At 66.2% G+C, this 24,400-nt stretch carries 23 protein-coding genes; 9 read left to right on the forward strand and 14 right to left on the reverse strand.

The genetic code is table 11. From position 1 onward, the window contains the following. Positions 1-25: 25 nt before the first annotated feature. Positions 26-1,534: an MFS transporter gene (locus tag AWB83_RS06865; protein ID WP_087043595.1), complete on the reverse strand. Its 1,509-nt coding sequence runs from the start codon at positions 1,532-1,534 to the stop codon at positions 26-28. A 111-nt stretch (positions 1,535-1,645) separates the two neighbouring features. Here AWB83_RS06865 and AWB83_RS06870 point away from each other — a divergent pair, with 111 nt between their 5' ends. Continuing rightward, positions 1,646-2,551, forward strand: coding sequence for a LysR family transcriptional regulator (locus tag AWB83_RS06870; RefSeq protein ID WP_087043597.1), 906 nt, complete (start codon positions 1,646-1,648; stop codon positions 2,549-2,551). Positions 2,552-2,566: 15 nt separating this feature from the next. Here the strand turns inward: AWB83_RS06870 and AWB83_RS06875 are convergent, their stop codons facing one another. The 4 genes from AWB83_RS06875 to AWB83_RS06890 are packed head-to-tail and all read right to left on the reverse strand — an operon-like array spanning position 2,567 to position 7,402. After that, positions 2,567-3,430, reverse strand: coding sequence for an efflux RND transporter periplasmic adaptor subunit (locus AWB83_RS06875; protein WP_087043599.1), 864 nt, complete (start codon positions 3,428-3,430; stop codon positions 2,567-2,569). Between the two features lie 39 nt (positions 3,431-3,469). Further along, positions 3,470-3,673, reverse strand: a complete 204-nt coding sequence (locus tag AWB83_RS06880) for a DUF1656 domain-containing protein (RefSeq protein ID WP_087043602.1) — start codon at positions 3,671-3,673, stop codon at positions 3,470-3,472. Next, positions 3,660-5,861, reverse strand: a complete 2,202-nt coding sequence (locus AWB83_RS06885; protein WP_087043604.1) for an FUSC family protein — start codon at positions 5,859-5,861, stop codon at positions 3,660-3,662. Before AWB83_RS06885 ends, AWB83_RS06880 begins: the two co-directional genes overlap by 14 nt. An 11-nt stretch (positions 5,862-5,872) precedes the next feature. Further along, entirely contained in the window at positions 5,873-7,402 is a 1,530-nt protein-coding gene (locus tag AWB83_RS06890) for an efflux transporter outer membrane subunit (protein ID WP_087043606.1), read from the reverse strand. Between the two features lie 180 nt (positions 7,403-7,582). On the opposite strand from AWB83_RS06890, the gene AWB83_RS06895 reads away from it, so the two are divergent. Together AWB83_RS06895 and AWB83_RS06900 are read left to right on the forward strand one after the other, a co-directional pair. Beyond that, entirely contained in the window at positions 7,583-8,521 is a 939-nt protein-coding gene (locus tag AWB83_RS06895) for a LysR family transcriptional regulator (RefSeq protein WP_087043609.1), read from the forward strand. 122 nt (positions 8,522-8,643) lie between these two features. After that, the gene (locus AWB83_RS06900) at positions 8,644-8,832 is read left to right on the forward strand and encodes a hypothetical protein (RefSeq protein ID WP_087043611.1); all 189 of its coding nucleotides are present in this window, start codon (positions 8,644-8,646) and stop codon (positions 8,830-8,832) included. 24 nt (positions 8,833-8,856) lie between these two features. On the opposite strand, the gene AWB83_RS06905 is transcribed toward AWB83_RS06900, so the two are convergent. From AWB83_RS06905 to wrbA, 5 genes are all read right to left on the reverse strand, one after another. Next, positions 8,857-9,567, reverse strand: a complete 711-nt coding sequence (locus tag AWB83_RS06905; protein WP_087043613.1) for an SOS response-associated peptidase — start codon at positions 9,565-9,567, stop codon at positions 8,857-8,859. A gap of 62 nt (positions 9,568-9,629) precedes the next feature. After that, positions 9,630-10,433 (reverse strand): metallophosphoesterase, encoded by an 804-nt coding sequence (locus AWB83_RS06910; protein ID WP_087043615.1) that lies wholly within the window; start codon positions 10,431-10,433, stop codon positions 9,630-9,632. Further along, entirely contained in the window at positions 10,430-11,884 is a 1,455-nt protein-coding gene (locus AWB83_RS06915; protein ID WP_087043617.1) for an FAD-binding oxidoreductase, read from the reverse strand. Before AWB83_RS06915 ends, AWB83_RS06910 begins: the two co-directional genes overlap by 4 nt. Positions 11,885-12,045: 161 nt before the next feature. After that, on the reverse strand, positions 12,046-12,444 hold the full coding sequence (locus AWB83_RS06920; RefSeq protein ID WP_087043909.1) for a DUF2069 domain-containing protein: 399 nt from the start codon (positions 12,442-12,444) through the stop codon (positions 12,046-12,048). A gap of 8 nt (positions 12,445-12,452) precedes the next feature. After that, positions 12,453-13,073, reverse strand: a complete 621-nt coding sequence (wrbA, locus tag AWB83_RS06925; protein WP_087043618.1) for an NAD(P)H:quinone oxidoreductase — start codon at positions 13,071-13,073, stop codon at positions 12,453-12,455. A gap of 99 nt (positions 13,074-13,172) precedes the next feature. Between wrbA and AWB83_RS06930 the strand changes: the two genes are divergently transcribed. Next, the gene (locus AWB83_RS06930; protein ID WP_087043620.1) at positions 13,173-14,480 is read left to right on the forward strand and encodes a YihY family inner membrane protein; all 1,308 of its coding nucleotides are present in this window, start codon (positions 13,173-13,175) and stop codon (positions 14,478-14,480) included. A gap of 4 nt (positions 14,481-14,484) precedes the next feature. Here AWB83_RS06930 and AWB83_RS06935 read toward each other — a convergent pair whose 3' ends face one another. From AWB83_RS06935 to AWB83_RS06945, 3 genes are all read right to left on the reverse strand, one after another. Further along, positions 14,485-14,805 (reverse strand): Mpo1-like protein, encoded by a 321-nt coding sequence (locus tag AWB83_RS06935; RefSeq protein WP_087043622.1) that lies wholly within the window; start codon positions 14,803-14,805, stop codon positions 14,485-14,487. Positions 14,806-14,952: 147 nt separating this feature from the next. Beyond that, entirely contained in the window at positions 14,953-15,795 is an 843-nt protein-coding gene (locus AWB83_RS06940; protein WP_087043624.1) for an alpha/beta fold hydrolase, read from the reverse strand. Beyond that, positions 15,792-17,129: an O-acetylhomoserine aminocarboxypropyltransferase gene (locus tag AWB83_RS06945; protein WP_087043911.1), complete on the reverse strand. Its 1,338-nt coding sequence runs from the start codon at positions 17,127-17,129 to the stop codon at positions 15,792-15,794. The genes AWB83_RS06940 and AWB83_RS06945 overlap by 4 nt, the downstream gene beginning before the upstream one ends. A gap of 252 nt (positions 17,130-17,381) precedes the next feature. Here AWB83_RS06945 and AWB83_RS06950 point away from each other — a divergent pair, with 252 nt between their 5' ends. From AWB83_RS06950 to aroC, 3 genes are all read left to right on the forward strand, one after another. Continuing rightward, the gene (locus tag AWB83_RS06950) at positions 17,382-17,834 is read left to right on the forward strand and encodes a CBS domain-containing protein (protein WP_087043626.1); all 453 of its coding nucleotides are present in this window, start codon (positions 17,382-17,384) and stop codon (positions 17,832-17,834) included. Positions 17,835-18,076: 242 nt separating this feature from the next. Next, the gene (locus AWB83_RS06955) at positions 18,077-20,017 is read left to right on the forward strand and encodes an MFS transporter (protein ID WP_087043913.1); all 1,941 of its coding nucleotides are present in this window, start codon (positions 18,077-18,079) and stop codon (positions 20,015-20,017) included. 58 nt (positions 20,018-20,075) lie between these two features. Further along, positions 20,076-21,182 carry a chorismate synthase gene (gene aroC, locus AWB83_RS06960; protein WP_087043628.1) on the forward strand — a complete coding sequence of 369 codons (1,107 nt, stop codon included), beginning with the start codon at positions 20,076-20,078 and terminating at the stop codon, positions 21,180-21,182. A gap of 67 nt (positions 21,183-21,249) precedes the next feature. Here the strand turns inward: aroC and AWB83_RS06965 are convergent, their stop codons facing one another. Next, positions 21,250-22,923: an electron transfer flavoprotein-ubiquinone oxidoreductase gene (locus tag AWB83_RS06965; protein ID WP_087043630.1), complete on the reverse strand. Its 1,674-nt coding sequence runs from the start codon at positions 22,921-22,923 to the stop codon at positions 21,250-21,252. A gap of 204 nt (positions 22,924-23,127) precedes the next feature. Between AWB83_RS06965 and AWB83_RS06970 the strand changes: the two genes are divergently transcribed. Then, entirely contained in the window at positions 23,128-23,901 is a 774-nt protein-coding gene (locus AWB83_RS06970) for an SDR family oxidoreductase (protein ID WP_050328344.1), read from the forward strand. Positions 23,902-23,958: 57 nt separating this feature from the next. Then, positions 23,959-24,396, forward strand: a complete 438-nt coding sequence (locus tag AWB83_RS06975; RefSeq protein WP_087043632.1) for an acyl-CoA thioesterase — start codon at positions 23,959-23,961, stop codon at positions 24,394-24,396. Positions 24,397-24,400: the final 4 nt, after the last annotated feature.

Below are 24,400 nucleotides of genomic sequence, written 5' to 3' on the forward strand. Positions count from 1 at the left end.
TCGCCGGCGCTCCGGTGCCGGCATGTCAGGTGTCGGCCGCGGTACTTGCGACCCTTCCCGTCGCGCCGAACACGATGAAACTCAGCGCCGCAAGCGCCCACACCGCAGCCCCTCCATAAAGCAGGACCCAGCCGAAGCCATGCACGAGCGCATCGTGCGCCACGGCATGATCGAGCGGGACGGCGTGCCCGGCGGCAAGGGCTTCCCCGAGCGCATGGAGTTGCGTCGCGTCGTGCCCGCCCGCTGGCGTGCGCATCAGAAACGCCTCGATGCCTGCCCCGAGAATGAACCCCATCAGCGCGATGTTGATCGCGAGGGCGATCATTCTCGCGCTCATGTCGATGCCCGAGGCCATGCCTGCCCGCGCGCTCGACACGGCACCCGTCGTCGTATTCGTGACGGTGGTGTTGGTGAGACCGAGCCCGATGCCCGCGACGACGCAGCCGGGCAGCATCGTCAGCCAGCTGGCGTGTTCCGCGCCGCTGCCCGCGCGCATCAGAAAGAAGCCCAGCCCGATGGTGAACAATCCGCCCGGTATGACATAGCCGGGACGATAGCGATGCGCGAGCCGCTCCGCCACGGGCGGCACGATCAGCGTAGGCAGCGTATAGGCGAGCAGCGCGAGGCCCGCGCCGACGTCGCCGTAGCCGAGCGCCTCGTGGAAGTACACGGGCAGATAGATCATGAACGGCCAGAAGCTGAAGTTCATGGCCGCCGATCCGATGAGCGCGCCCGAGAAATTGCGGATGCGGAATACGGAAAAGTCGAACATCGGATGGGGGCTCAGGTTTTCGGCGATGACGAACGCGCTCAGGCAGAGCGCGCTCGCGGCGACGATGCCGAGCGCGCCTGGACTGGTGAACCCCAGATCCGGGCACTGAGTGATGTAGAAGGCCAGACCGAACACGGCGAGCGACAAGGTCACGACGCCCCATGCATCGAGTCTTTGCGCATGCGGATCGCGCGATTCGCCGACGCCCGCGAGCGCGAGCGCGAGTGTCGCCAGCGCGAGCGGTGCGTGCACGAGAAAGACCCATTGCCAGCCGGCGAGCGCGGCCATCGCGCTGCCGATGATCGGACCGAACCCAAGCCCGATGCCGAAAATGATGCCCCACGCGGCGAACGCCCTGACGCGCGCACGTCCCTGCTGAAACTGATGCGACAGCACGGCGACCTGGCAGATCAGCATCGCGCCGCCGCTCGCGCCTTGCAGGGCACGGCCGGCAATCAGCACGGCCATGGTCGACGCCAGTCCGCACAGCAAGGACGTGATGCCGAACAGGGCGATGCTGATCATGAACACGCGCCTGCGGCCGAAGCGGTCGGCGAATGTGCCCGTCGCCATCAGCACGGTGGTGCAGGCGATCGTATAGGCGTTCATGACCCACTGGATGTCCTTGAAGCCTCCGTGCAATACCTGTTCGAGCGCCGGCAGGATGGCGGGAACGCTGGATATCTCGAGACCGAACATGAGGGACGACAGACAGGCGGCCAGCAGGGCAAGCGTGTTCTTGCGCGGAGGAGAGAAAGGCATGTCGGCAAGCGCGAAATGAGGAAGAGCGCTTAATATATCGGGAATGGTGGTCCCGATTGGCGCGCTGAAATCGGATGAATGTGTCTGCTATGGAACCAATGAGACAAGGCGATGAATGAGCGGCTAAACGGCGTGGAGACGTTCGTGCAGGTCGTGGAGGCGGGCAGCTTCGCGCTCGCCGCCGATCGGCTGAACCTCACGCGTTCGGCCGTGGGGAAGATCATTGCACGCCTGGAGACACGCCTGGGCGTGCGCCTGATCCATCGCACGACGCGCAGCCAAAGCCTCACCGAGGACGGCCAGGCGTACTACGAGCGCTGCGTGCGCGCGCTGACCGAACTCGACGCCGCCGAGGCCGAGCTTGACGGCGGCCGCCGCATGCCGCGCGGGCGCCTGCGGGTGAGTCTGCCGCTCGCCTTCGGCCAGTTGTGCGCCGCGCCCGTGCTGATGGATCTGGTGCAAGCGCATCCGCAATTGCAGATCGACATGTCGTTCACCGACCGGATGGTCGATCTCGTGGACGAGGGCTTCGATCTCGCCGTTCGCATCGGCGAACTGCGGGACAGCGCGAGTCTCGCGGCGCGGCGCCTCGGCGTGCAGCACACCTGCATCTGCGCGTCGCCGGCGTATCTGGCGCGTCACGGCACGCCAGATACGCTCGACGACCTGAACGGCCACGCCGGCGTCGTGTATTCGCGCGCGGGCATGCTCCTGCCGTGGGATCTGCGCGACGAAGAAGGGCGGGTGAAGCGCGTCGACATTCGCGCGCGGGTGAGCCTGGACGACGTGCAGGCCATCGCTTCCGCCGCGGTGGCGGGCTTCGGGCTTGCGCGCATCCCGTCATGGCTGCTCGCGCGCTATCTGAAAACCGGTGAGCTCGTGCTGGTCCGCGGCCAGTGCAGCCTGCCGCCGCAGGAGATCAACGTAGTCTGGCCGCAGACGCGCTACATGCCTTCGAAAACGCGCTGCGCGATCGATGCGCTCGTCGCCGGAATTCCCGCATTGATCGATGCATGAACGTGCCTCCCGCGGCTACATCGACGGCGCAATCACCACGGTCGCCGTCGTCCCTGCACTCAGCAGCACGCCATCCGGCACTTCGTCGATATGCACCCGCACCGGCACGCGCTGCGCGAGCCGCACCCAGTTGAAGGTCGGGTTCACGTCCGCGAGCAGCTCGCGGCTTTGCGGATTGTCGCGATCATAGATGCCGCGCGAAATGCTCTCCACGTGCCCCTTCAGCTCGCCGCCGCTCATCAGCCGAATCGACGCCTTGTCGCCCACGCGCACGTGCGGCAGCTTGGTTTCCTCGAAGTAGCCGTACACCCAGAACGAGTGACTGTCGACGATCGCGAGCTTCGCCGCGCCCGCCGTCGCATAGTCGCCGCGGAACACGTTCAGGTTGGTCACGTAGCCGTCCACCGGCGAGTACACCTTCGTGCGCTCGAGGTTGAGCTTCGCGGCATCGAGCGCCGCCTGCGCCTGCTGCAACTGCGCCTCGGCGGTCGATGCGGTCTGCAGCGCGTTCTCGCGCGCTTCCTTCGACACGACGAGACTGTCCATGTCGGCCCGGCGCGCGGCGTCCGCACGGCGCATGCGCAGCTCGGCCGCGCGCGCCGCGACGTTCGCCTGCGCCTGCTCGACCGCGATCTGATAGTGCGACGGATCAATCTCCATCAGCAGATCGCCTTTCTTCACGAGCTGGTTGTCGCGGACCGGCAACTGTACGACCGCGCCCGACACGTCCGGCGCCACGTTGACGACGTCCGCGCGCACGCGGCCGTCGCGCGTCCATGGCTCGTCCATGTAGTGCACCCACAGCACGCGCCCGATGATGAGCGCGGCGGCGAAGATGGCGATCGTCAAGACAAGGCCGATGATTTTCCTGAGAATCATGATGCAACTCTTTTTCAGCTTGTATGAATGTGATACTGCTCAGCGATACGCGACGAGCCCGAGCGTCCCGCAGATGCAGACGAGCAGGCTCGCGCGAAACAGCGCGGGATGCCAGACCACGCGATAGAGGCCGGTCAGCGCGAGCAGGCGGTCGACGATCCAGGTGATCATCGCGCCGGCGATGAACAGCAACAGGATGGTCGGCACATAGGCTTCGAGGATCGCGACGTTACGCGGCAGCATGGGGCGCTCCTTCGGTCGTTGGGTTCCGGGCAGGCGCGAACTGCGCGAACGGTGATTCGTGATCGAGCAGCGCGGCCCGGATGAAATGCAGGTGACTCACGATGCGCTGCAGCCGGTGTCTTTCCTCGCGCGGCGGGCCGAGCCGGGCAAGCAGGTCCTGGGTGTGGCCGATCGCGCGCCCGGTCGCCGCGAGGGCGGCGTCGAAGCGCGCGGCCTTCGGGCGATCGAAGAGCCGCGCGACGGCATCGAGCGTCGCGTCGACCGAGCGGCGCCACGGCATCGACGCGGCATGGTGCGGCGTGCTCGGCAGCCCGGCGATCTCGTGCCGCAGGTCGATGACCGCATTGCCGAACTCGAGCACGGCGAAGAGCCACTGCAGCGCGTCGCGTTGCAGATCGGGACGGCCGCCCGCGAGCGCGTTGATCTGCGAAAGCAGGTCGCGCGTGCGGCTCTCGAAGTGCGTCTTGAGGCGGGCGAGACGTCCGCGGCGCGCGCTCACCACCTCGCGGCGCAAGTCGCCGAGCAGGAGATGCCGCAGCCACGGCGCATCGGTCGGCAGCAGCACGGCGAAGGCGATCGCCGCGACGATCATCGACAGCACGAGCGCGAGCGCATCGTTCATGAAGCCGGTCGGATCGTAGTGGACGAGATTGTCCGGCCCCGCGAGAAAGCAGAAGAAGATGCAGAAGCCTACGCCCACGCCCGCGAGCGCGCTCCGCGTGCTGAGATACGCGCCGAGCAGCAGCGCGGGCGCGAGCGCGGCGCACATCAGCGCGAAGCCGTCGATGTGGGGAAACACGCCGAACACGACGATCATCCCGATGACGGCCGCGAGCATCGTGCCGATCGCCATTTGCGCGGACATGAGCGTCGGGCGCGGCGACGACGACGCGAGCGCGCACACGGCGGCCGCGTTGAGCACCATCGTGCCGCCGCTCGGCCACGCGGTCCCGATCCAGAACGCGGAGAGAATGAACATCACGACCGCGCCGCGCAGCCCGGAGATGGCCGCGGCGAACATGTTGGTCTTCGGCACGTAGCGCGCGACCCAGCGCTCGCGCGCGTGCGAGGGCGACGTCAGCGACGCATAGGTTTCGGCGTACGCGAGCATGTCGTCGACGAAGCGGTACAGCAGTTCCGCCGCGGTATCGAACTCCAGCAGCACGAAGTCCGGATTCGCCTCGAGCGCGGCGCGGGCCGCGCGCACGCGCCTCGGCAGGGCCGCCTTGTACCCGCGCAGCTGCGCGGCGGCGTGCGCGGCATCGGCGGCGTTGCGCACGGGTTCGCCCGCGATCGAGAAAAGCGGCGGCACTTCACGGAAGAACGGTTCGAGTGCGGCGATGGTCGTGACCGACCCATTCTCGCGCAGCCGGTTCATCAACTGATGCAGCGCGTGAAAGCGCGTGGACGCGCTCATGAACTCGCTGTTCAGGCGCGCGAGCCGGCCGCCGCGCATGCGCGACTCGGGATTCTCGAATACCGCGACGCTGCGCGCGGCCTCGAAGCCGACGATGTCCGACACGAACGCGAGATTGGTCCGCTCGATCTGCGAACGCTCCATGTTGCCGGAGAGCGCGCGGCACACGTAATCGACGAACTGCGTGAAGCCGCGCCTGACCGTTGCGCGGACCTGCTCGCCCGCATGTTGCGGAAAGACGAGCGCGCTCACGGCGCCCGCGCACACGATGCCGAGCGTCACTTCGCCGACGCGCGTGAGCGCCGAGAGATACGCGCCTTCCGGATGCTGCGCGGCCGGTATGCCGATCAGCGCGGCCGTGTAGCCCGCGAGCACGAAACCGTACGAGCGGAAATTGCGGTTGCGCGCCGCGCCCGCCGTGCAGACGCCGACCCAGAGCGCGGTCGCCGAGAGGAACAGCACCGGCTGCTGCGAGAACAGGCTGATGAGGATCATCATTACCACGAGACCCACCATCGTGCCGCAGAAGCGGTAGAAGCTCTTGGCCAGCACCATGCCGCTTTGCGGCTGCATGACGACGAACACGGTGGTCATCGCGGTGCGCGGCTGCTGCATGTCGAGGCGCATCGCGATCCAGAGCGACAGCAGCGCCGCGAGCACGGCCTTGAAGATGTAGACCCACGCGAGGCCGTCGGTGCGCGCCCAGACAGCGAAGGCTTGGGCGAGCGACTCGCGCGGCGGTTTGTCGAAGGTTGTGGAAGGAGTGGACATCTGCGTTGGCCTTACTTCTGCGCGCTCTTCGCTTCGTTCTTCGCTTCGCTCGGGCGGCTGAACGGACCGATGTGCTTCGATGGCGCGAGCGCGATCTCCTCGGGTCCGTTCGACGGATCGTCGATGCCGCCGCCGAGCGCGGAAGTGAGCGTCGCGTAAGCGGCGAGCCGTTGCGCCCGCACGCGCGCCTGGCCGTCCTCGGCGCGCAGCAATTGCGTCTGCGCGATGAGCACGTTCAGATAATCGGTGAGCCCGCGCCTGTAGCCTTCGTTCGCGAGCTCGTAGTTCTTGCGCGCGGCGGCCACCGACCGGCCGGAGGCTTCGAGCTGCGTGTCGAGCGAATGCACGCGCACGACCTGATCGGCGATGTCCTTCAGCGCCGCGACGAGCGTGGCGTTGTAGTGATCGACGGCCTGATCGTATTGCGCCGACGCCGCGCCGAGCTGCGCGCGCAGGCGTCCGCCTTCGAAGATCGGCAGCGAGATCGCCGGACCGAAACTGTAGCCCGACGCCTTGCTCGTCAGGAAGCTCAGCAGCGCGCCGCCCGCGAACGCCTGCGAGAGCGACGCCGCGAGATTGATGTTCGGATAGAAGCCGGCCTTCGCGACGTCGATGCCGCGCGCCTGCGCCGCGACCATCCAGCGCGCCGCGACGATATCGGGCCGATGGCCGACCAGTTCGGCCGGCAGCGCGGAGGGCAGGGGCAGCGGGGTCGCGAGCGACAGTTGCGGACGCGTGAGCGCTTCGCCCGCGCCAGGACCTTCGCCGGCGAGTGCGGCCAGCTGGTTGCGCGCGAGCTGGATCTCCTCCTTGTAGACATCGACCTGACGCTCGTATTCGGGTAACGGCGCTTCGGCCTGGCTCACCTCGAGCTGCGTGCCGATGCCGCCCTGCAGGCGCCGCCGCGCGAGATCCGCGATGCGCTCCTGCTGCTCGAGCGTTTCCTGTGCGATGTCCAGCAGCGCGAAGGCCTGCGAGAAACCGATGTATGCGCGCACGACGTTCGTCTCGAGCTCGAGCTGCGCGGCGCGTGCATCGGCGGCGCGCACGTGGGCGACGTCGAGCGCGCGCTCGGCGTTGTTGTCGTCGCGGCCCCACAGGTCGAGGTTGTACGAGAGGTTGAGGCCGGCCGTATTGTCCCAGGTCGTCGTGTCGGCGTACGGACCGGGGCCGTAGAAGTCGTTATCGGGCCAGTTCTTGCGCGAGACGCTCATTGCGGCGTCCACATGCGGATACAGCTCGGAACGGGCGACGCCAGCCTGTTCGCGCGCTTCACGCACCCGCGCCGCCGCCATGGCGAGCGTGGGACTGCCGCTGGTCGCCCGCGTGATCCACTGGTCGAGCTGCGGGTCGCGATAGGCGCGCCACCATTCCTGCCCGGGCCATTGGGCGTCCGCGTTGGCCGCGCGGATGGCGCTGCCGGCGTCGAGGGTCGATGCATCCTTGAGCGAGTCCTGCGGCGCGATCTTGCCGGTGCTGGCGCACCCGGCAATTGTTAAGATTGCTGTAAGAACCGCGGCTGAAGCAGTCTTACGGAACACTCGCCCTCGCACGATTCACTCCCGAATTCGAATTAGATTCCAGGAGCTGATTATATTTTTGCGAGGATTGTCGAATAACCAGTAAGGATGTAAAGCATTTTTACGCGCAATGTGATAATCGTTGTTGCTAGTCGTGCAACAATTCAGCCACAAACAAGTCTCTAGAGTCGGAAAAGCGCTATGGACACGCTTCAAAACATGCGCGTATTCGTGCGCGTCGTCGAAGCCGGCAGTTTCACGGCGGCCGCGCAACATCTCAATACGACGACGGCGTACGCTTCGCGGGCCGTGTCGGATCTCGAAGCGCATCTGCGCACGCGCTTGCTCAATCGCACGACCCGCCGCATCGCGCTCACGGAGGCGGGCGAGCGCTATCTGCAACGCTGCGAGCAGATCCTCGCCTATGTGGATCAGGCGGAAGCCGAGGCGAGCGACGCCCACGCGCGCCCGTCCGGCAAGCTCAAGGTCCATTCGATGACGAGCTTCGGCCAGCACTACATCGTGCCGATGATCTCGCGCTATCAGCAGCGCCATGCGTCGGTGCAGGTGGATCTGACGCTCGCGCAGCGCGTGCCGGATCTGCTCGACGAAGGCTACGACGTCTCGGTGGTGCTTGCCTCCGATCTGCCCGATTCCGGGCTCGTCTCGGCGCGGCTCGGCTCGGTGTTCAGCATCGCGTGCGCGTCGCCGGCCTATATCGAAAGGCACGGCGCGCCGCACGTGCTCTCCGATCTCGTGCGCCACACCTGCCTGCACCTGATGACGCCGGTTTTTCCGCCGGATCGCTGGGTGTTCGACGGCCCGAACGGTCAGGAGACGGTGAGCCTCGGCCCGTCCACCTTCACGGTGAACGTCGCCGAGGCGATGGTGGTGGCGATCCGCGAGAGCATGGGCATCGGCGTGCTGCCGACTTCGTCCGCGCTGCCGGGCCTGCGCGCGGGCACGCTCGTGCGCGTGCTGCCGCAATACACGATGCAGGAGCTGAACGTGTACGCGCTCTATCCGTCGCGCCAGTATCTCGACGCGAAGATCCGCACGTGGGTGGAATTTCTGCGCGAAGCGCTGCCCGACACGCTCGCCGCCGATGCCGAGTCGCTCAAGGAGTTCGTTGTTACCTGAGAGACGGGCGAATGCGCGTTGTTACGAAAAAAGCGGCGGAGCAACACTTGCTTACCCACGGTTTGTCCGCAGCTTGATACTTTCAGCACTCGATCATTCGCCTCTCTTATCGGGAAAGTCATATGAGTACGCCACTTCTCCTCGCACTCGCCGCGCTCTTGGTGCTGATCGCCGTTCCGGCCTCGCGCGATCTCCTCAACGCCATCCGCGCCCAGTCGCCGCGCGACGCGAAACGGCGTCTCGTGCCGGTGCGCATCGACGATGACCGCGACGCGCGTGCGCGCCGCATGCGCGATCCGTACGAGCGCTGAGCCCTTACCTTACGCGGGGCGCGTTCAGAGCAGCGATTCCAGCGGCTCGATGAGCCGCGGTTCGTCGTTGGTCGCGCGAGTCACGTCGTCCGACACGCGATGCCAGACGAAGTGCGACGCCGGCACGCCCTCGGACTTGGCGAGCACGGCGAGACTCTCGGGCGACGCGCCGGGATCGAGCCAGCGCCGCGCGGCGGCGGGCGCGAACACGAGCGGACGGCGATCGTGCACGTCGACGAGACCTTCATCGGCGGCGGCCGTCACGATGACGAAGCCGGCACCGGGCACGGCGGCGTCCTCGTCGCGCATGACGCTCGTGAGCGCGGCGAGAAACATCGGCTCACCGTCCGCGCGTTGAATGAAGTAGGGCTGCTTGAGGGGCGTCGCCGCCGCGTCGCCGGGGCGCGGCTCGATGCGCCATTCGAACCAGCCGTCCGCCGGCACCAGAATGCGCGCTTTTTTCCACAGATGCTTGAAATATGCGCTCGTCGCGGCGGTTTCGACGCGCGCATTGATCGTCTGCGGCAGTTTTTTCTGAATGGCCCAGGGCGGGCAATAGCCCCAGTGCACCGCGCGGATGGTTTCGTCGGGATAGACGGCGAGCGGATGCGTGCCGGGCGAGAGGTTATAGCCTGGACGCCTGTCTGCGGCATCCACGAGCACGAACGGTTTTTTCAGATGCAGACGTTGCGCGTAATGCATCGGCAGTCGGTACTGGCTGATTCGGCCGCACATGGCGTTCCTCCGCAAGGTCCAACAGAGTTCCGTGCTTCCTCGTTCGTCGCTGCTCTTTGCTCTTATATCTCGACGACCTTGTCCCACGCGAATTGCTCGTTTTCCCAGCGTCCGCTGCGACGGTGGAAGTATCCGCGCGGATTGCATACGATGCGCGTGCCGTCGACGACATAATCGAACGACGTATGCGTATGGCCATGAATCCACAGCGACGCGGGGGCGCGCGCGAGCGTCGGCAGGTGATTGACGAAGCCCGCCGACACGAGATCTTCGGCATAGCGCGGCGCGAGGCTCTCGCGCATCGGCGCGTGATGCGTGACGACGATCGTCTGTCCCGCGAAGGGCTTAGCAAGTTCGCCTTCGAGCCAGGCGCGCGCCTGTTCGTGTAGCGCGAGCGAATCGTCGGGGGCGAACTCGCGCGGCTCGCCGTCCGGTTCCGGCCAGGCAAGTTGAATCAGGCCGCGATAGTCCAGCATCACTTTCGCGCAAGCCTCTTTTGCCTTCTCGAGGTCCGCCTCGCCCGGACCGAACAGCGCAAAGCCGGTCCAGAGCGTCGTGCCGAGCACGCGCCACGCGCCCCTGCGATCGACGAGCGCCGCGTTGTTCAGATAGTGCACGTTATCGACGCTGCGCGCGGCGTCCTGCATCGCCGCTTCCATCGCGCCGAATTCGGCGTCGTAGTACTCGTGATTGCCGGGCACGTAGACGACGGGCACATCCGGATCGAAATTCTCCGCCGCCCAGCGCAAGCCTTCGGCGTGGTTGTGGATGTCGCCCGCGAGCACGACGAGGTCGGCCTCCGCATACGGAATCGCAAGCGGCTCGTCGCACTCCAGATGCAGGTCCGACAGCACGCGAATCTTCATGCGAGGTTCTCCGTGGGCGAAGTCGCGTTCCAGCGCACGACCTTGCCGGGGTTCATCAGGTTGTCCGGATCGAGCGCGGCCTTGATGGCCTGCATGAGCCGCACCTCGACCGGCGATTTGTAGTGCATCGCCTCGTCCACCTTCAACTGGCCGAGCCCGTGCTCCGCGCTGATGCTGCCGCGATGCCGGTGCACCTGGTCATAGACGAGCGCGTTGACGGGCGTCTGGAATTCGGCGAGGAACCGCCTTGCATCGACGCCCTCGGGCGCCTGCACGTTGTAATGCAGATTGCCGTCGCCGAGATGGCCGAACGTCACCATGCGCGCGCCGGGCGCGGCTTTCGCGATGATCGCGTCGGTTTCGTCGATGAAGCGGCCGATGCTCGAGATCGGCACGGCGATGTCGTGCTTGATGTTCAGCCCTTCCTCGGCCTGCGCGAGCGGAATGTGCTCGCGCAGATCCCAGAACGCCTGCGACTGCGCGAGACTCTCCGCGACCACCGCGTTTTCCACGATGCCTTTTTCCAGCGCTTCTTCCATCAGCCGCTCGAAGAGGGCGCGCGCGTGCTCGTCGCTTTCGCTGTCGGAGAGTTCGAGGAGCACGGTCTGGGCGTGCGGCTCGCCGAACGGATAGCGCAGTTGCGGAAAATGCCGGCCGACGAGGCGCATCGAGAAATCGGACATCAGTTCGAAGCCCGTCAGGAGGGCGCCCGCATGATGCTGCGCCATCGAAAGAAAATCGAGCGCGGCGTGCGGCGAGGCGAGCCCGGCCAGCGCCGTGACCTTCGCGACCGGCGCGGGATGCAGCTTCATGACGGCCGCCGTGATGATGCCGAGCGTGCCTTCCGCGCCGATGAAGAGATCGCGCAGATCGTAGCCGGTGTTGTCCTTGCGCAGCCCGCGCAGGCCGTCCCAGATTTCGCCTTGCGGCGTCACGACTTCGAGCCCGAGACAGAGCTCGCGCGTGCTGCCGTAGCGCAGCACGCCGGTGCCGCCCGCGTTCGTCGAAAGATTGCCGCCGATCGTGCAGCTGCCTTCGGCGGCGAGGCTCAAGGGGAACAGGCGCTGCTCGCTTTCGGCGCGCGCCTGGATGTCCGCCAGCACCACGCCGGCTTCGACCGTGATCGTGTTGTTGTGCGGATCGACGCCGCGGATGCGGTTGAGCCGCTTCAGGCTGATGACCGCCTGCGCGCCGCTGGCGTCGGGCGTCGCGCCCCCGGCGAGCCCGGTGTTGCCGCCTTGCGGAACGATCGCGATGCGATGCGCGCGCGCGAGACGCACGATCGCGGCGACCTGCTCCGTGTCGGCGGGCAGAAGCACGGCGCACGCGCTGCCGCGATAGCGCTTGCGCCAGTCGACGAGATAGGGCTCGGTGTCGTGGGCGTCGGTCAGTACGTGCGGCGTGCCGAGCAGTTCGGCGCAGGCGGCAGTGAAAGCTTGAGATGCGGTCATGGGCAATGAGGCAAGGGATTACGGTAGAGCGTAGACCACAGTATCGCGCAGGGATGCCGCGCGCGAATCTCGTCCGAATGGCATAGGCACGCGCGCGGCGCGTGGTTTCGTGCTACAAAGCATCACGTCACGGCGGCGCAGCCGTCAAAAAAGCGAACGCGTCAGCTTTTTCTCGCACGCGCGTTCAAGCGGGCGGCCCGCTTGAAGGGCGCGACGTAAGCCAGCGCGAAGGCGAAGAACGCGAGCGCAAGCAGCGCTTCGAGCCAGCCGAGCGACGCCGCGAGGCGCGCATCGGTCATGCCGCGCACGATGCCTTCGGCGAGATAGAGCAGCACGAGCATCGAGGCCCATTGCAGCGTGTAGACGTTTCTGCGCGCGACGCCCGGCAGCGCGTATGCGAGCGGCAGCGCCTTCAGCGCGAGCGCCCAGGCGCCGGGGTGCAGCGGCGCGAGCCAGAGCTCCCAGAGCAGCGCGAGCACGATGAGCGCGGCGAGGCTTGCGAGCGCGCCCAGTGCGCATGCGGCGTTGGGCCGTGATCCGGAAGCGGCGGGCGCGTTCATCGTCCGGCTCATGCGGCGCGCGCGCCGCGCACTAGATCGAGCGCGGTGCGGGCGAGGCGCGCACCCAGCGCGATGGCGAGCGCCTTCTCGTCGGCGGAGATGCCGTGGCGCTGGTTTTCGTCGCCGCCCGCGCGCGCATGATGCGACGCGCCGTAAGGCGTGCCGCCGCTTTGCGTCGTGGTGAGGCGCGACTCCGTGTACGGAATGCCGACGATCAGCATGCCGTGGTGCAGAAGCGGCAGCATCATCGAGAGCAGGGTGCTTTCCTGGCCGCCGTGCAGGCTGCCGGTGGACGTGAAGACGCTCGCCGGCTTGCCTACCAGGGCGCCTGCGAGCCACTGCGGCGTGGTGCCGTCGAGGAAATACTTGAGCGGCGCGGCCATGTTGCCGAAACGCGTCGGCGAGCCGAGCGCGAGACCGGCGCACTCCTCGAGATCGCGCAATTCGGCGTAGGGCGGGCCGTCCGCGGGAATGTCGGGCCGGGTCGCTTCGCAGACGGTCGAGACCGGCGGCACCGTGCGCACGCGCGCCTGCATGCCGGGCACGCTGTCGACGCCCTGGGCGATCGCGAGCGCAAGCTCGCGGGTCGCGCCATGGCGGCTGTAATAGAGCACGAGGATGTCGTTCATAAGGCTTTTTTAGTGAACGGCTATTATAGGTATTGGGGTGATTTTCGTGGCGTGGCGCTTCGTTGCGTAGGGAATCGAGCCACGACGAGGAGAACGCGTTTGCAGCACTTTTCCATCGATCTCGCGGCAGTCAAGCGTCTGGCCGGCTTCGTTGCGCGGCGTTTCGGCGAGGACCGCGTCGCGCAAGTGGCGGGCAGCCTCACGTTCACGAGCGTGCTGTCGCTCGTGCCGCTCGCGACGGTCGCCTTCGCGCTCTTCACCGCGTTTCCGATCTTCGGCTCGTTCCAGGCGTCGCTGCAGGATTTCCTCGCGGTGCACCTGATGCCGCCGCAGATCAACGACCAGATCTTCAAGTATCTGAACCAGTTCGCGTCGAAGGCGAAGGGACTCACGACCGTCGGCATGATCATCCTGTTCGTGACCTCCGTCATGACCATGATGACGGTCGAGTCCGCGCTCAACGTGATCTGGCGCGTGCGCAAGGCGCGCCCGTTCGCGCAGCGCGTGCTCGTCTACTGGTCGATCATCACGCTCGGGCCGATTCTCTTCGGCTGCAGCCTGTCGATCTCGTCGTATGTGTTCGCGCATTCGGTCGCGTTCGCGGGCTCGCACAACCTGATGCCGCCGATCCTCGAATGGGCGCTGACGGGCGTCTCGCTGCCCCTCACCGTGGTCGCCTTCACGATCATTTACGTGTACATGCCGAACTGCAAGGTCGCGTGGCGCGATGCGCTCGTCGGCGGCCTGATCGCGGCGGTCGCGTTCGAACTCGGCAAGCGCGGCTTCGGCTATTACGTGCGGCGCATTCCCACCTATACGGCCGTGTACGGCGCATTCGCCGCGCTGCCGGTGTTTCTGCTCTGGGTGTATCTCTGCTGGATGATCGCGCTCGTCGGCGCGATGGTGACCTCCGCGCTGCCCGCCATTCGCACCGGGCAGTATCATCGGCGCGATTTTCCCGGCAGCGATCTGCTCGACGCGCTGGAAATCCTCGCGCGGCTCGTCGAGGCGCGCGAGGAGGGCAAGCCCGGCTACACGGCATTGCAGCTTTCCACGATGGCGCGCTGCGATCTCGACACGTCGACGCGTCTCATTGCGCGGCTCGACGCGCTCGGCTGGATCGGCCGGCTGGAGGATGCGAGCATGCCGCGCTATGTGCTGATCGCCAATCCGCATCAGATCACGGTGACGATGTTGTTCGAGCAGTTCGTGATCGACCGCGCCGAACTGGAGTATCAGTTGAAGCTGGACGCGGCGCAGGTGGATTGCGCCGCGCTCATGAATGCGCTCGACAACGAGAAATTGGAGATCACGCTCGGCTCGCTGATCGCCGCGCGCGCTTCGGCGCTGACGAATGCGCGGCTGCGCGAGGCGCCGCGCTCCTCGATGCCGCAGCAGACGGCATGAGCCCTCAAAGCGAAATCTTGCCGGTGCAGATGTCCCTGAACATCACCCAGTCGCCCATCAGGCTATAGACCGGATGGCGAAACGTGGCGGGGCGATTCTTCTCGAAGAAGAAATGGCCGACCCACGCGAAGCCGTAGCCGCACACGACGGCGGCGGGCAGCCAGAGCCAGTCGCCCGTCGCGATCGCCATCGCGAGGCAGCCGATCACGCCGAGCGAACCGACGAAATGCAGCCTGCGCGAGACCGGATTGCGGTGTTCCTCGAGATAATAGGGATAGAACTCGGCGAAGTTCGCGAAATGTTCTCCGTGTACGGTGTGCGCCATGACGGCCTCCCTGTTGATGCCCGCTGGTGTCGCGCAAGGCGGATCGCGCCTGTCTGACCACTACCCCGGCAAGAATCATTCTGCGACCGCGAATCGCGCCATGCAAGCGGGCGCGGCAGGTTTCGGCGGCCTGCCGCACGCGCCATTTCAGCTGGATTTCGCTTCCGCCCCGACGCATGTGAGCGCAAAGGCGAACAGCGCGTCGAGGGTGGCGTCCGGCTGCTCGGACATGAGCGCGTGCCCGGCATCCAGCTCCACCGTCTGCACCGAAGCGCCGGCTTTCCTCAGCGCATCGACGACGGGCCGTGCGGCGCGCGGCGGCGTCATCACATCGCGCCTGCCGCTCACGACGCACACCGGGCAACGCACGGCGGCGGCGCGTTCGAGCGCATCCGCGTAGGTATTGCAGGCGCTGAAATCGGTATGGAAAAGCTGCGCTTCGCCGAGCAGGCTCACGCGCTCCATGAGCCGCTGATTCACGCCTTGCAGCCAGAAGCCCGGCGCTGGGCTCGACGGCTTCGCGGCGATCGTCGAATGCGACCACTGGTTGACCATGTCGATCGCCTCGGGCTCGTGCTCGCGGGCGGCGTCGAGCAGCGTGTCGGAGACGGCCATGGGCGCGGCGGTCGCCAGGAGCGCGAGGCCCGCCGCGCGCGCGGGATGACGGGCCGCCGCATCGAGCGCGATCAGCGAGCCCATGCTGTGACCGACGAAGATCGCCCTTTGCACATTCGCCGCGTCGAGCACGCCGATGGCCCAGTCGGCGAGCGCGCCGAGGGTGGAAAGCGCCGGCCCTTCGCTGCGTCCGTGCCCCGGGAGATCGAGCGCCAGCACGCCGAAGCCGTGGTGCGCGAAATAGCGCGTCTGCAAGGCCCAGACGCTATGATCGTGCTCGGCGCCGTGAATGAACACGACGGCGGGCCGCGCGGCGTCGAAAGGCTTGCCGCCGGTATAGGCGTAGGCGGCGCGGCCGTGGATGTCGAGGATCATGCGCGACTCCCGGGCGGCGCGGCGGCGCCCGCGTCCTGGCCGCTTTCGGCCGCTTTCTGCGCGGCCTTCAACCCGCGCTTGAGATCGTCGATCAGGTCGTCCGGATCTTCCAGTCCGATCGAAAGACGAATGCGCCCCGGCCCGATGCCCGCGGCGGCGAGCGCGGCGGCATCCATCCGGAAATGCGTCGTCGAGGCGGGATGGATCACGAGCGAGCGCGCGTCGCCGACATTCGCGAGATGCGAGAACAGCGTGAGCGTCTCGATGAAGCGCCGCGCCGCCGGCACGCCGCCCTTCAGGTCGAAGCTGAACACCGCGCCCGCGCCGCGCGGCAGCAGGCGCTCGGCGAGCGCGTGATCGCGGTGCGTCGGCAGTTCGGGGTAGGCCACGCCCTCGACCGCGGGCGAGCCCAGCAGGAATTCGATCACCTTGCGCGTATTGGCGACATGGCGATCCATGCGCAACGGCAGGGTTTCGATGCCTTGAACCAACTGCCACGCCGCTTGCGGATGCAGGCAGGCGCCGAAATCGCGCAGGCCTTCGCGCCTGGCGCGCAAGAGGAATGGCGCGACGGTGCTTTCCTCGGCGAACACCATGCCGTGAAAGCCGTCGTAAGGCTCGGTGAACTCCGGGAAGCGTCCGCTGGCCGCGAAATCGAAGGTGCCGCCGTCGACGAGCACGCCGCCGATCGTCGTGCCGTGCCCGCCGAGGAACTTGGTCGCCGAGTGATAGACGAGGTCGGCGCCGTGCTCGAACGGACGCAGCAGATAGGGTGTCGTGAAGGTGGAATCGACGAGCAGCGGCACGCCGTGCTCGTGCGCGATCTCGGCGACGCCCGCGATATCCAGCACGTCGAGGCCCGGATTGCCGAGCGTCTCGCCGAAAAACAGCCGCGTTTCCGGCCGCGCCGCCACGCGCCATGCATCGAGATCGTGCGGCGGCACGAACGTCGTCTCGATGCCGAAGCGCCGCAGCGTGTAATGCAGCAGATTGTGCGAGCCGCCGTAGAGCGCGCTCGACGCGACGATATGCGAGCCCGCGCCCATCAGCGTGGCGATCGCCAGATGCAGCGCGGCCTGGCCGCTCGCCGTGCCGATCGCGCCGACGCCGCCTTCGAGCGCGGCCACGCGCTCCTCGAACACCGCGACGGTCGGGTTCGAGATCCGCGAGTACACGTGCCCGGAGCGCTCCATGTTGAAGAGCGCGGCTGCGTGATCGGTGTCGCGGAAAGTGAACGAGGTGGTCTGATAAATGGGCGTCGCGCGGGCGCCGGTGGCGGGATCGGGCGCGGCGCCCGCGTGCAGCGCGAGCGTGTCGAAACGGTTGGCTGGCATCATAGGCGGCCGGCGCGCGGGGCGGCGCCGGCATGCGGCGGAAATGAGGGTCAATCATCGTAACATCGGATGCGCGTGCCCAAACCTAGGGCGAACGCGGGCCGCCGAATCGCGCAAAGCCTTGTCCGTTCGGCCGGCGCGGGCGGATCGGCGGCCCGGTCGGCTTTCCTTTTGCGGGCCTTTCCGATAGCATCGAAGCATGGTTTCATCAACGTTTTGGCATCTGCACAGGCATTTCGCGAGGAGACAGTCATGCGAGTCAGCGACATTCTGAAGGTGAAGGGCAACACCCTGTTCACCGTGACACCCGATACGCCGCTCACCGACGCAGTCGACACGATGGCGGCGCACGACATCGGCTCGCTCGTCGTGATGGAGTATGGCGACCTGGTCGGCATGCTGACCTTCCGCGAGATCATCCTGACCTTGCGCGACAACGGCGGCTCGGTCGGCACGACGACCATCCGCAAGATCATGGACGACCATCCGCTCACCTGCACCCCGGAGACGGACGTAAACGAGGTGCGGCGCATGATGCTCGAGCATCACGTGCGTTATCTGCCGGTCATGGAAAAGCGTGCGCTGATGGGCGTCATCTCGTTCTATGACGTGGCCAAGGCGGTCGTGGAAGAGCAGGGCTTCGAGAATCGCATGCTGAAGGCCTATATCCGCGACTGGCCCGAGCAGCAGGAAGAGGCACGCTGAGATTCGTCGCCATGCCGCGGGGCTTTGCGCTTCGCGGGGTCGCCGATGCATTGCTCAAAGTCAGCGATTTGTTCGTTCCCGTCATCCGCAGCGCGCCCGAACGGCGCGCTTTTTTTCGTCCGGCCTGAGGGTTGCGATTGCAGCTTCAGGCCCCGTTCTCGTTCCATTCGGATTCGATCGCGGCGCGCGCGCGACGTGCGTTCATCCTGCGGTCGACACCGAAGCTCGATATCCCGAAAGACATGAGTGACAACCCGCTGCGCGCTCAATCGCGCGCTTCCCGACGTTCGCACGCCGAAGGCGAAAGCCAGTTTCGTCTGTTGCGCGAGCGCCGTTTCGCCCCGTTCTTCTGGACGCAGTTTCTGGGCGCGATGAACGACAACGTCTTCAAGGTGGGCTTCACGTCGCTCGTGACGTTTCAGGCCGCGCGCTTCTCGGGCGTCGATCCGAAGATGGCCGCGTTCCTCATCTCCGCCATTTTCATCGTGCCGTTCGTGCTCTTTTCCGCGACGTCCGGCCAGGTTGCCGACAAATACGACAAGGCCGTGCTCGCGCGCCTCGTGAAGAGCTTCGAGATCGTCGTGATGCTGGTCGGCGCCGCGGGCTTCCTGTTGCACAGCGCGCCGCTGCTCTACGCGTGCACGTTCCTGATGGGCGTGCATTCGACGGTCTTCGGCCCGGTGAAATACGCCTATCTGCCGCAGCATCTCGATTCGACGGAGCTCGTCGGCGGCAACGGGCTCGTCGAGATGGGAACGTTCGTCGCGATCCTGATCGGCACGATCGTCGGCGGCGCGGCGGCGGGCGCCTCGGAGCACGGCGCGATGCTGCTCGCGATCGCCTGCATCGGGTTCGCGATCATCGGGCGCGTCGCGTCCGCCTTCGTGCCGAAGTCGGCGGCCCCGCAGCCGGATCTACGCATCAACTGGAATCCGGTTTCGGAGACCTGGCGCAATCTCAGGCTGGCGAGGTCGGACCGGACCGTGTTCCTGAGCCTGCTCGGCATCTCGTGGCTGTGGTTCGTCGGCGCGACTTTTCTCACGTCGTTCTTCAACTTCGCCAAGGACGTGCTGTCCGCCAATCCCGATGTTGTGACGATTCTGCTCGCCACGTTTTCCATCGGCATCGGCACGGGGTCGCTGTTGTGCGAGCGGCTCTCGAAGCGCCGCGTCGAGATCGGGCTCGTGCCGCTGGGCTCCATCGGCATCAGCGTGTTCGCGATCGATCTGTTTTTCGCGAGCCATCGCATCGCGCCCGCCGGACACTTGCTCGGCGTGTCGGAGTTCCTGCTCGCACTGCCGCACTGGCGCATTCTCGCGGACCTGTTCCTGCTCGCCATGTTCGGCGGCTTCTATAGCGTGCCGCTCTACGCGCTCATTCAGGCGCGCAGTCAGCCGACTCATCGGGCGCGCATCATCGCCGCGAACAACATCCTCAACTCGTTCTTCATGATCGTCTCGGCGCTGATGGCGCTCGCGCTCACGTCGTTCGGCGTCGGCATTCCGGGGCTGTTTCTCACGACGGCGCTGCTCAATGTCGTAGTCGCCGTGTATATCTACGCGCTCGTGCCGGAGTTTCTGCTGCGCTTCATCGCGTGGATGCTCGTGCATACGTTCTATCGCATCCGTCTCGTCGATGCGCAGCGCATTCCGTCGCATGGCGCGGCGGTGCTCGTCTGCAACCACGTGAGCTTCGTCGATGCGGTCATCATCATGGCCGAGAGTCCGCGGCCGATTCGCTTCGTGATGGATCATCGCATCTTTCGCACGCCGATCCTCGGCTGGCTGTTCAAGCACGTGAAGGCGATTCCGATCGCGCCCGCGCACGAGGACGCCGCCTTGCTCGAACGGGCCTACGCAGCCTGCGTCCAGGCGCTGGAGGAGGGCGATCTCGTCTGCATCTTTCCGGAAGGCAGGCTGACGCGCTCGGGCGAGGTCAATCCGTTCCGGCAAGGCATCTCCGAGATCCTGCGGCGCCATCCCGCGCCCGTCGTGCCGATGGCGCTGCGCGGGCTCTGGGGCAGCGTGTTCTCGCGCCACGAGGATGCGCGATGGCCGCGACCGATCCAGCGCGGCGTGATGAGCCGCCTGACGCTCGCGGTCGGCGAGCCGATCGCGCCCGCCGACGCGACGCCCGGGCATTTGCAGCAGGTCGTGACCGCGCTGCGGGGCGCAAGGCGCTGAGAACGGTGGCGCTGGCATAATAGCGTTTTCCCCCGACACACCATTCAGGTCGACGCTCATGTCCGGCAATACCCTTGGCACGCTCTTCACCGTCACGAATTTCGGCGAGTCCCATGGTCCGGCGATCGGCTGCGTGATCGACGGCTGTCCGCCGGGCATGGCGCTCACGGAAGCCGATATCCAGATCGAACTCGATCGACGCCGCCCCGGCACGTCCCGCCACGTCACGCAGCGCCAGGAAGCGGATCAGGTCGAGATTCTCTCCGGCGTGTTCGAAGGCGTGACGACCGGCACGCCCATCGCGCTGCTGATCCGCAACACCGATCAGCGCAGCAAGGACTACGGCAACATCGCGCAGACGTTCCGTCCCGGTCACGCGGACTACACCTATTGGCAGAAGTACGGCGTGCGCGACTATCGCGGCGGCGGCCGTTCGTCGGCGCGTCTGACCGCGCCGACCGTCGCGGCTGGCGCGGTCGCGAAGAAGTGGCTGCGCGAGAAGTTCGGGCTCGAGACGCGCGGCTGCATGAGCGCGCTGGGCGAGATCGAGATTCCGTTCGTCGGCTGGGAGCATGTGCGCGAGAACCCGTTCTTCTCGCCGAATGCCGAGATCGTGCCGCAGCTCGAGGAATACATGGACGGCCTGCGGCGCGACGGCGATTCGGTCGGCGCGCGCATCGAAGTCGTCGCGTCCGGGGTGCCGGTCGGACTGGGCGAGCCCCTTTACGACCGGCTCGACGCCGATATCGCCCACGCGATGATGGGTCTGAACGCCGTGAAGGCCGTGGAGATCGGCGCGGGCTTCGCGAGCGTCGCGCAGCGCGGCTCGCAGCACGGCGACGAGATGTCGCCCGAAGGCTTCGCGACCAACAACGCGGGCGGCATTCTCGGCGGCATTTCGAGTGGGCAGGACATCAGGGTGTCCATCGCGATCAAGCCGACGTCGAGCATTCGCACGCCGCGCCAGTCGATCGACAAGGAAGGCGCGCCCGCCACTGTCGAAACCTTCGGCCGTCACGATCCGTGCGTGGGCATTCGCGCGACGCCGATCGCCGAAGCGCTGCTCGCGCTGGTGCTGATGGATCACGCGCTGCGTCATCGCGCGCAATGCGGCGATGTCGTGGTCGGCACGCCGAAGATCGCGGCTCAGGCGCCTTCGAAATAAGCCGAGACATAAGGAAAACGGGCGCCGGTCTGAACAACCGGCGCCCGTTTCATTTGCATGGTGAAAATCACATGTTCGGATAGTTCGGCCCGCCGCCGCCCTCCGGCGTGACCCATACGATGTTCTGCGTCGGGTCCTTGATGTCGCAGGTCTTGCAGTGCACGCAGTTCTGCGCGTTGATCTGCAGGCGCTCGTTGCCGTCGTCCGACTTGACGAACTCGTAGACCGCGGCCGGGCAGTAGCGGCCTTCCGGACCGGCATAGGTGCGCAGGTTGACGTTGACCGGCACGCTCGGGTCCTTCAGCGTCAGGTGCGCGGGCTGGTTCTCTTCGTGGTTCGTGTTCGAGATGAACACCGACGAGAGCCGATCGAACGTGAGCTTGCCGTCGGGCTTCGGATAGACGATCGGCTTGCACTGCGACGCCGGTTTCAGCATCTCGTGATCCCAATGCTGGTGATGGAGCGTCCACGGCACGTTGCCGCCCATCACCTTTTGCTCCAGGCCGACCATGAACGTGCCGAGGTAGAGGCCCTTGCTCATCCACTGCTTGAAATTGCGCGCGCGATGCAGCTCGGTCTTGAGCCACGACGTATCGAAGGCTTCCGGGTAGGCGGTCAGCTCGTCGCTCTGACGGCCCGCCTGCACCGCTTCGAATGCGGCTTCGGCGGCCATCTTGCCGGACTTGATCGCCGCGTGGCTGCCCTTGATGCGCGATGCGTTCAGGAAGCCCGCGTCATCACCCGCCAGCGCGCCGCCGGGGAACGTGAGCTTCGGCAGCGACATCAGGCCGCCCGCGGTGATCGCGCGCGCGCCGTAGGAAATACGCTTGCCGCCGTCGAGGAACGGGCGAATCGACGGATGCGTCTTGTAGCGCTGAAACTCCTCGAACGGCGACAGATACGGATTCGAATACCCCAGCCCGACGACGAAGCCGACCACCACCTGGTTGTTGTCCATGTGGTAGAGGAACGAGCCGCCGTAGGTGTCGGGTTCGAGCGGCCAGCCGGCGGTATGGATCACGAGCCCCGGCTTGTGCTTGACCGGATCGATCTCCCACAGCTCCTTGATGCCGATGCCGTACACCTGCGGATCGGAGTTCTGGCTGAGCTTGAACTTCTCGATCAGCTGACGGCCGAGATGCCCGCGCGCGCCTTCGCAGAAAAGCGTGTACTTCGCGTGCAGCTCCATGCCGAGCTGGAAATTCTCGGTCGGCTCGCCGTCCTTGCCGACGCCCATGTTGCCGGTGACGACGCCGCGCACCGAGCCATCTTCCGCGTAGAGGATTTCAGCGGCCGGAAAGCCCGGGAAGATTTCGACGCCCAGCGCCTCGGCCTGTTGACCGAGCCAGCGCGTGACGTTCGCGAGGCTGATGACGTAGTTGCCGTGATTCTTGAAGTTGTCGGGAAGCAGCCAGTTCGGCACCTGCTTCGCGTCGTTCTGCGACAGGAACAGGAAGCGGTCCTCGGTCACTTCGACGTCGAGCGGCGCGCCTTTTTCCTTCCAGTCGGGAATGAGCTCGGACAGGCCGCGCGGGTCCATCACCGCGCCGGACAGGATGTGCGCGCCGATCTCGGAGCCTTTCTCCAGGACGCACACGCCGATCTCGACGCCTTTTTCCTCCGCCAGTTGCTTCAACCGGATGGCCGCCGACAAACCGGCTGGTCCGCCGCCGACGATGACGACGTCGTATTCCATCGATTCGCGGGGACCGTATTGCTCGATGAGGCTCGCCGGGGTCATCAATGCTCCTATGTGCCGTTAGAATGCCCTTTCGGGATCGCGTATTGTCAGGGAAGCTCAGGCGGGCTGCAACCGACGCTCGCCAATTTAGCACGATCGTACTATTATTGCGGCGCCTGCGCCACCGGTGCCGACGCTGATCGTCCGCGGTGACGCGCCGGAGCGCCAGCCGAGGCTGAACCAACCACAGAACAAGGAAGCACAATGGGCCGTTCGATCAACCTGGAAGGGAAGGTCGCGCTGATCACCGGCGCGTCCAGTGGACTCGGGAAGCGTTTCGCGCAGGTGCTGTCGCAGGCGGGCGCCAAGGTGGTGCTCGCGAGCCGTCGCACGGAGCGCCTGAAGGAATTGCGCGCCGAGATCGAGGCGTCGGGCGGCGCGGCGCACGTGGTCACGCTCGACGTGACCGACTACCAGAGCGTGAAGGCGGCGGTCGCGCACGCGGAGACGGAAGCGGGTACCATCGACATCCTGGTCAACAACTCGGGCGTCTCGACCACGCAGAAGCTGACGGACGTCACGCCCGCCGACTTCGAATTCGTCTTCGGCACGAACGTGCGCGGCGCGTTCTTCGTCGCGCAGGAAGTCGCCAAGCGCATGATCATGCGCGGCAACGGCGCCGCGAAACCCGCGTACCGCATCATCAACATCGCGTCGGTGGCGGGCTTGCGCGTGTTTCCGCAGATCGGCCTCTACTCGATGAGCAAGGCCGCCGTCGTGCAGATGACCCGCGCGATGGCGCTGGAATGGGGCCGCCACGGCATCAACGTGAACGCGATCTGCCCGGGCTATATCGACACCGAGATCAATCACCATCACTGGAAAACCGAGCAGGGGCAGAAACTCGTTTCGATGCTGCCGCGCCGCCGCGTGGGATCGCCGAACGATCTCGACGGCTTGCTGCTGCTGCTCGCGGCCGACGAATCGCAGTTCATGAACGGCTCGGTGATCTCGGCGGACGACGGTTTTTCCCTCTGACCGGCTCGCCGGCACGAGCGGCCGTTTTTTTCACACAGCAGGCAGGTAACGCGGTAAATGAGCACCGACAGCGATTTTCACACCGTCTTCGAATTGTCCATGCCGATCCGCTGGGGCGACATGGACGCCTTCGGGCACGTCAACAACACCGTCTATTTCCGCTACATGGAGCAGGTGCGCATCTCGTGGTTCGAGCGAATCGGCATCGCGGGCGGCAACGGCGAAGGCCAGGGGCCGGTGATCGTGAACGCGTCGATGGAGTTTCTGAAGCAGCTTCACTATCCGGGCGACGTGATCGGCCGGATGTCCATCGGCAAGCCCGGACGCAGCAGCTTCGATACGCGCTTCGAGCTCTATCGCGCCGATGCGCCCGGTACGCTCTACGCGCGCGGGGCGGCGAAGATCGTGTGGATCGACTATGCGGCCGGCAAGTCCGTGCCGATTCCCGATGCGCTGCGGCAGACCCTCGAGACGGGCGCGCCCATCGCACTCTGATCGG

The organism is Caballeronia ptereochthonis (assembly GCF_001545075.1).
Lineage (GTDB): Bacteria > Pseudomonadota > Gammaproteobacteria > Burkholderiales > Burkholderiaceae > Caballeronia > Caballeronia ptereochthonis.

What these genes read in the sequence shown, in the direction of transcription:
- AWB83_RS06900 (WP_087043611.1), top strand. Translation starts at nt 8,644, where the DNA reads ATGAGTACGCCACTTCTCCTCGCACTCGCCGCGCTCTTGGTGCTGATC.
- AWB83_RS06945 (WP_087043911.1), bottom strand. Translation starts at nt 17,129, where the DNA reads ATGCCAGCCAACCGTTTCGACACGCTCGCGCTGCACGCGGGCGCCGCG.
- AWB83_RS06965 (WP_087043630.1), bottom strand. Translation starts at nt 22,923, where the DNA reads ATGACCCCGGCGAGCCTCATCGAGCAATACGGTCCCCGCGAATCGATG.
- AWB83_RS06885 (WP_087043604.1), bottom strand. Translation starts at nt 5,861, where the DNA reads ATGTCCACTCCTTCCACAACCTTCGACAAACCGCCGCGCGAGTCGCTC.
- AWB83_RS06955 (WP_087043913.1), top strand. Translation starts at nt 18,077, where the DNA reads ATGAGTGACAACCCGCTGCGCGCTCAATCGCGCGCTTCCCGACGTTCG.
- AWB83_RS06865 (WP_087043595.1), bottom strand. Translation starts at nt 1,534, where the DNA reads ATGCCTTTCTCTCCTCCGCGCAAGAACACGCTTGCCCTGCTGGCCGCC.
- AWB83_RS06920 (WP_087043909.1), bottom strand. Translation starts at nt 12,444, where the DNA reads ATGAACGCGCCCGCCGCTTCCGGATCACGGCCCAACGCCGCATGCGCA.
- AWB83_RS06940 (WP_087043624.1), bottom strand. Translation starts at nt 15,795, where the DNA reads ATGATCCTCGACATCCACGGCCGCGCCGCCTACGCCTATACCGGCGGC.
- AWB83_RS06905 (WP_087043613.1), bottom strand. Translation starts at nt 9,567, where the DNA reads ATGTGCGGCCGAATCAGCCAGTACCGACTGCCGATGCATTACGCGCAA.
- AWB83_RS06935 (WP_087043622.1), bottom strand. Translation starts at nt 14,805, where the DNA reads ATGGCGCACACCGTACACGGAGAACATTTCGCGAACTTCGCCGAGTTC.
- AWB83_RS06950 (WP_087043626.1), top strand. Translation starts at nt 17,382, where the DNA reads ATGCGAGTCAGCGACATTCTGAAGGTGAAGGGCAACACCCTGTTCACC.
- AWB83_RS06875 (WP_087043599.1), bottom strand. Translation starts at nt 3,430, where the DNA reads ATGATTCTCAGGAAAATCATCGGCCTTGTCTTGACGATCGCCATCTTC.
- AWB83_RS06975 (WP_087043632.1), top strand. Translation starts at nt 23,959, where the DNA reads ATGAGCACCGACAGCGATTTTCACACCGTCTTCGAATTGTCCATGCCG.
- AWB83_RS06910 (WP_087043615.1), bottom strand. Translation starts at nt 10,433, where the DNA reads ATGAAGATTCGCGTGCTGTCGGACCTGCATCTGGAGTGCGACGAGCCG.
- AWB83_RS06970 (WP_050328344.1), top strand. Translation starts at nt 23,128, where the DNA reads ATGGGCCGTTCGATCAACCTGGAAGGGAAGGTCGCGCTGATCACCGGC.
- wrbA (WP_087043618.1), bottom strand. Translation starts at nt 13,073, where the DNA reads ATGAACGACATCCTCGTGCTCTATTACAGCCGCCATGGCGCGACCCGC.
- aroC (WP_087043628.1), top strand. Translation starts at nt 20,076, where the DNA reads ATGTCCGGCAATACCCTTGGCACGCTCTTCACCGTCACGAATTTCGGC.
- AWB83_RS06870 (WP_087043597.1), top strand. Translation starts at nt 1,646, where the DNA reads ATGAATGAGCGGCTAAACGGCGTGGAGACGTTCGTGCAGGTCGTGGAG.
- AWB83_RS06915 (WP_087043617.1), bottom strand. Translation starts at nt 11,884, where the DNA reads ATGACCGCATCTCAAGCTTTCACTGCCGCCTGCGCCGAACTGCTCGGC.
- AWB83_RS06895 (WP_087043609.1), top strand. Translation starts at nt 7,583, where the DNA reads ATGGACACGCTTCAAAACATGCGCGTATTCGTGCGCGTCGTCGAAGCC.
- AWB83_RS06880 (WP_087043602.1), bottom strand. Translation starts at nt 3,673, where the DNA reads ATGCTGCCGCGTAACGTCGCGATCCTCGAAGCCTATGTGCCGACCATC.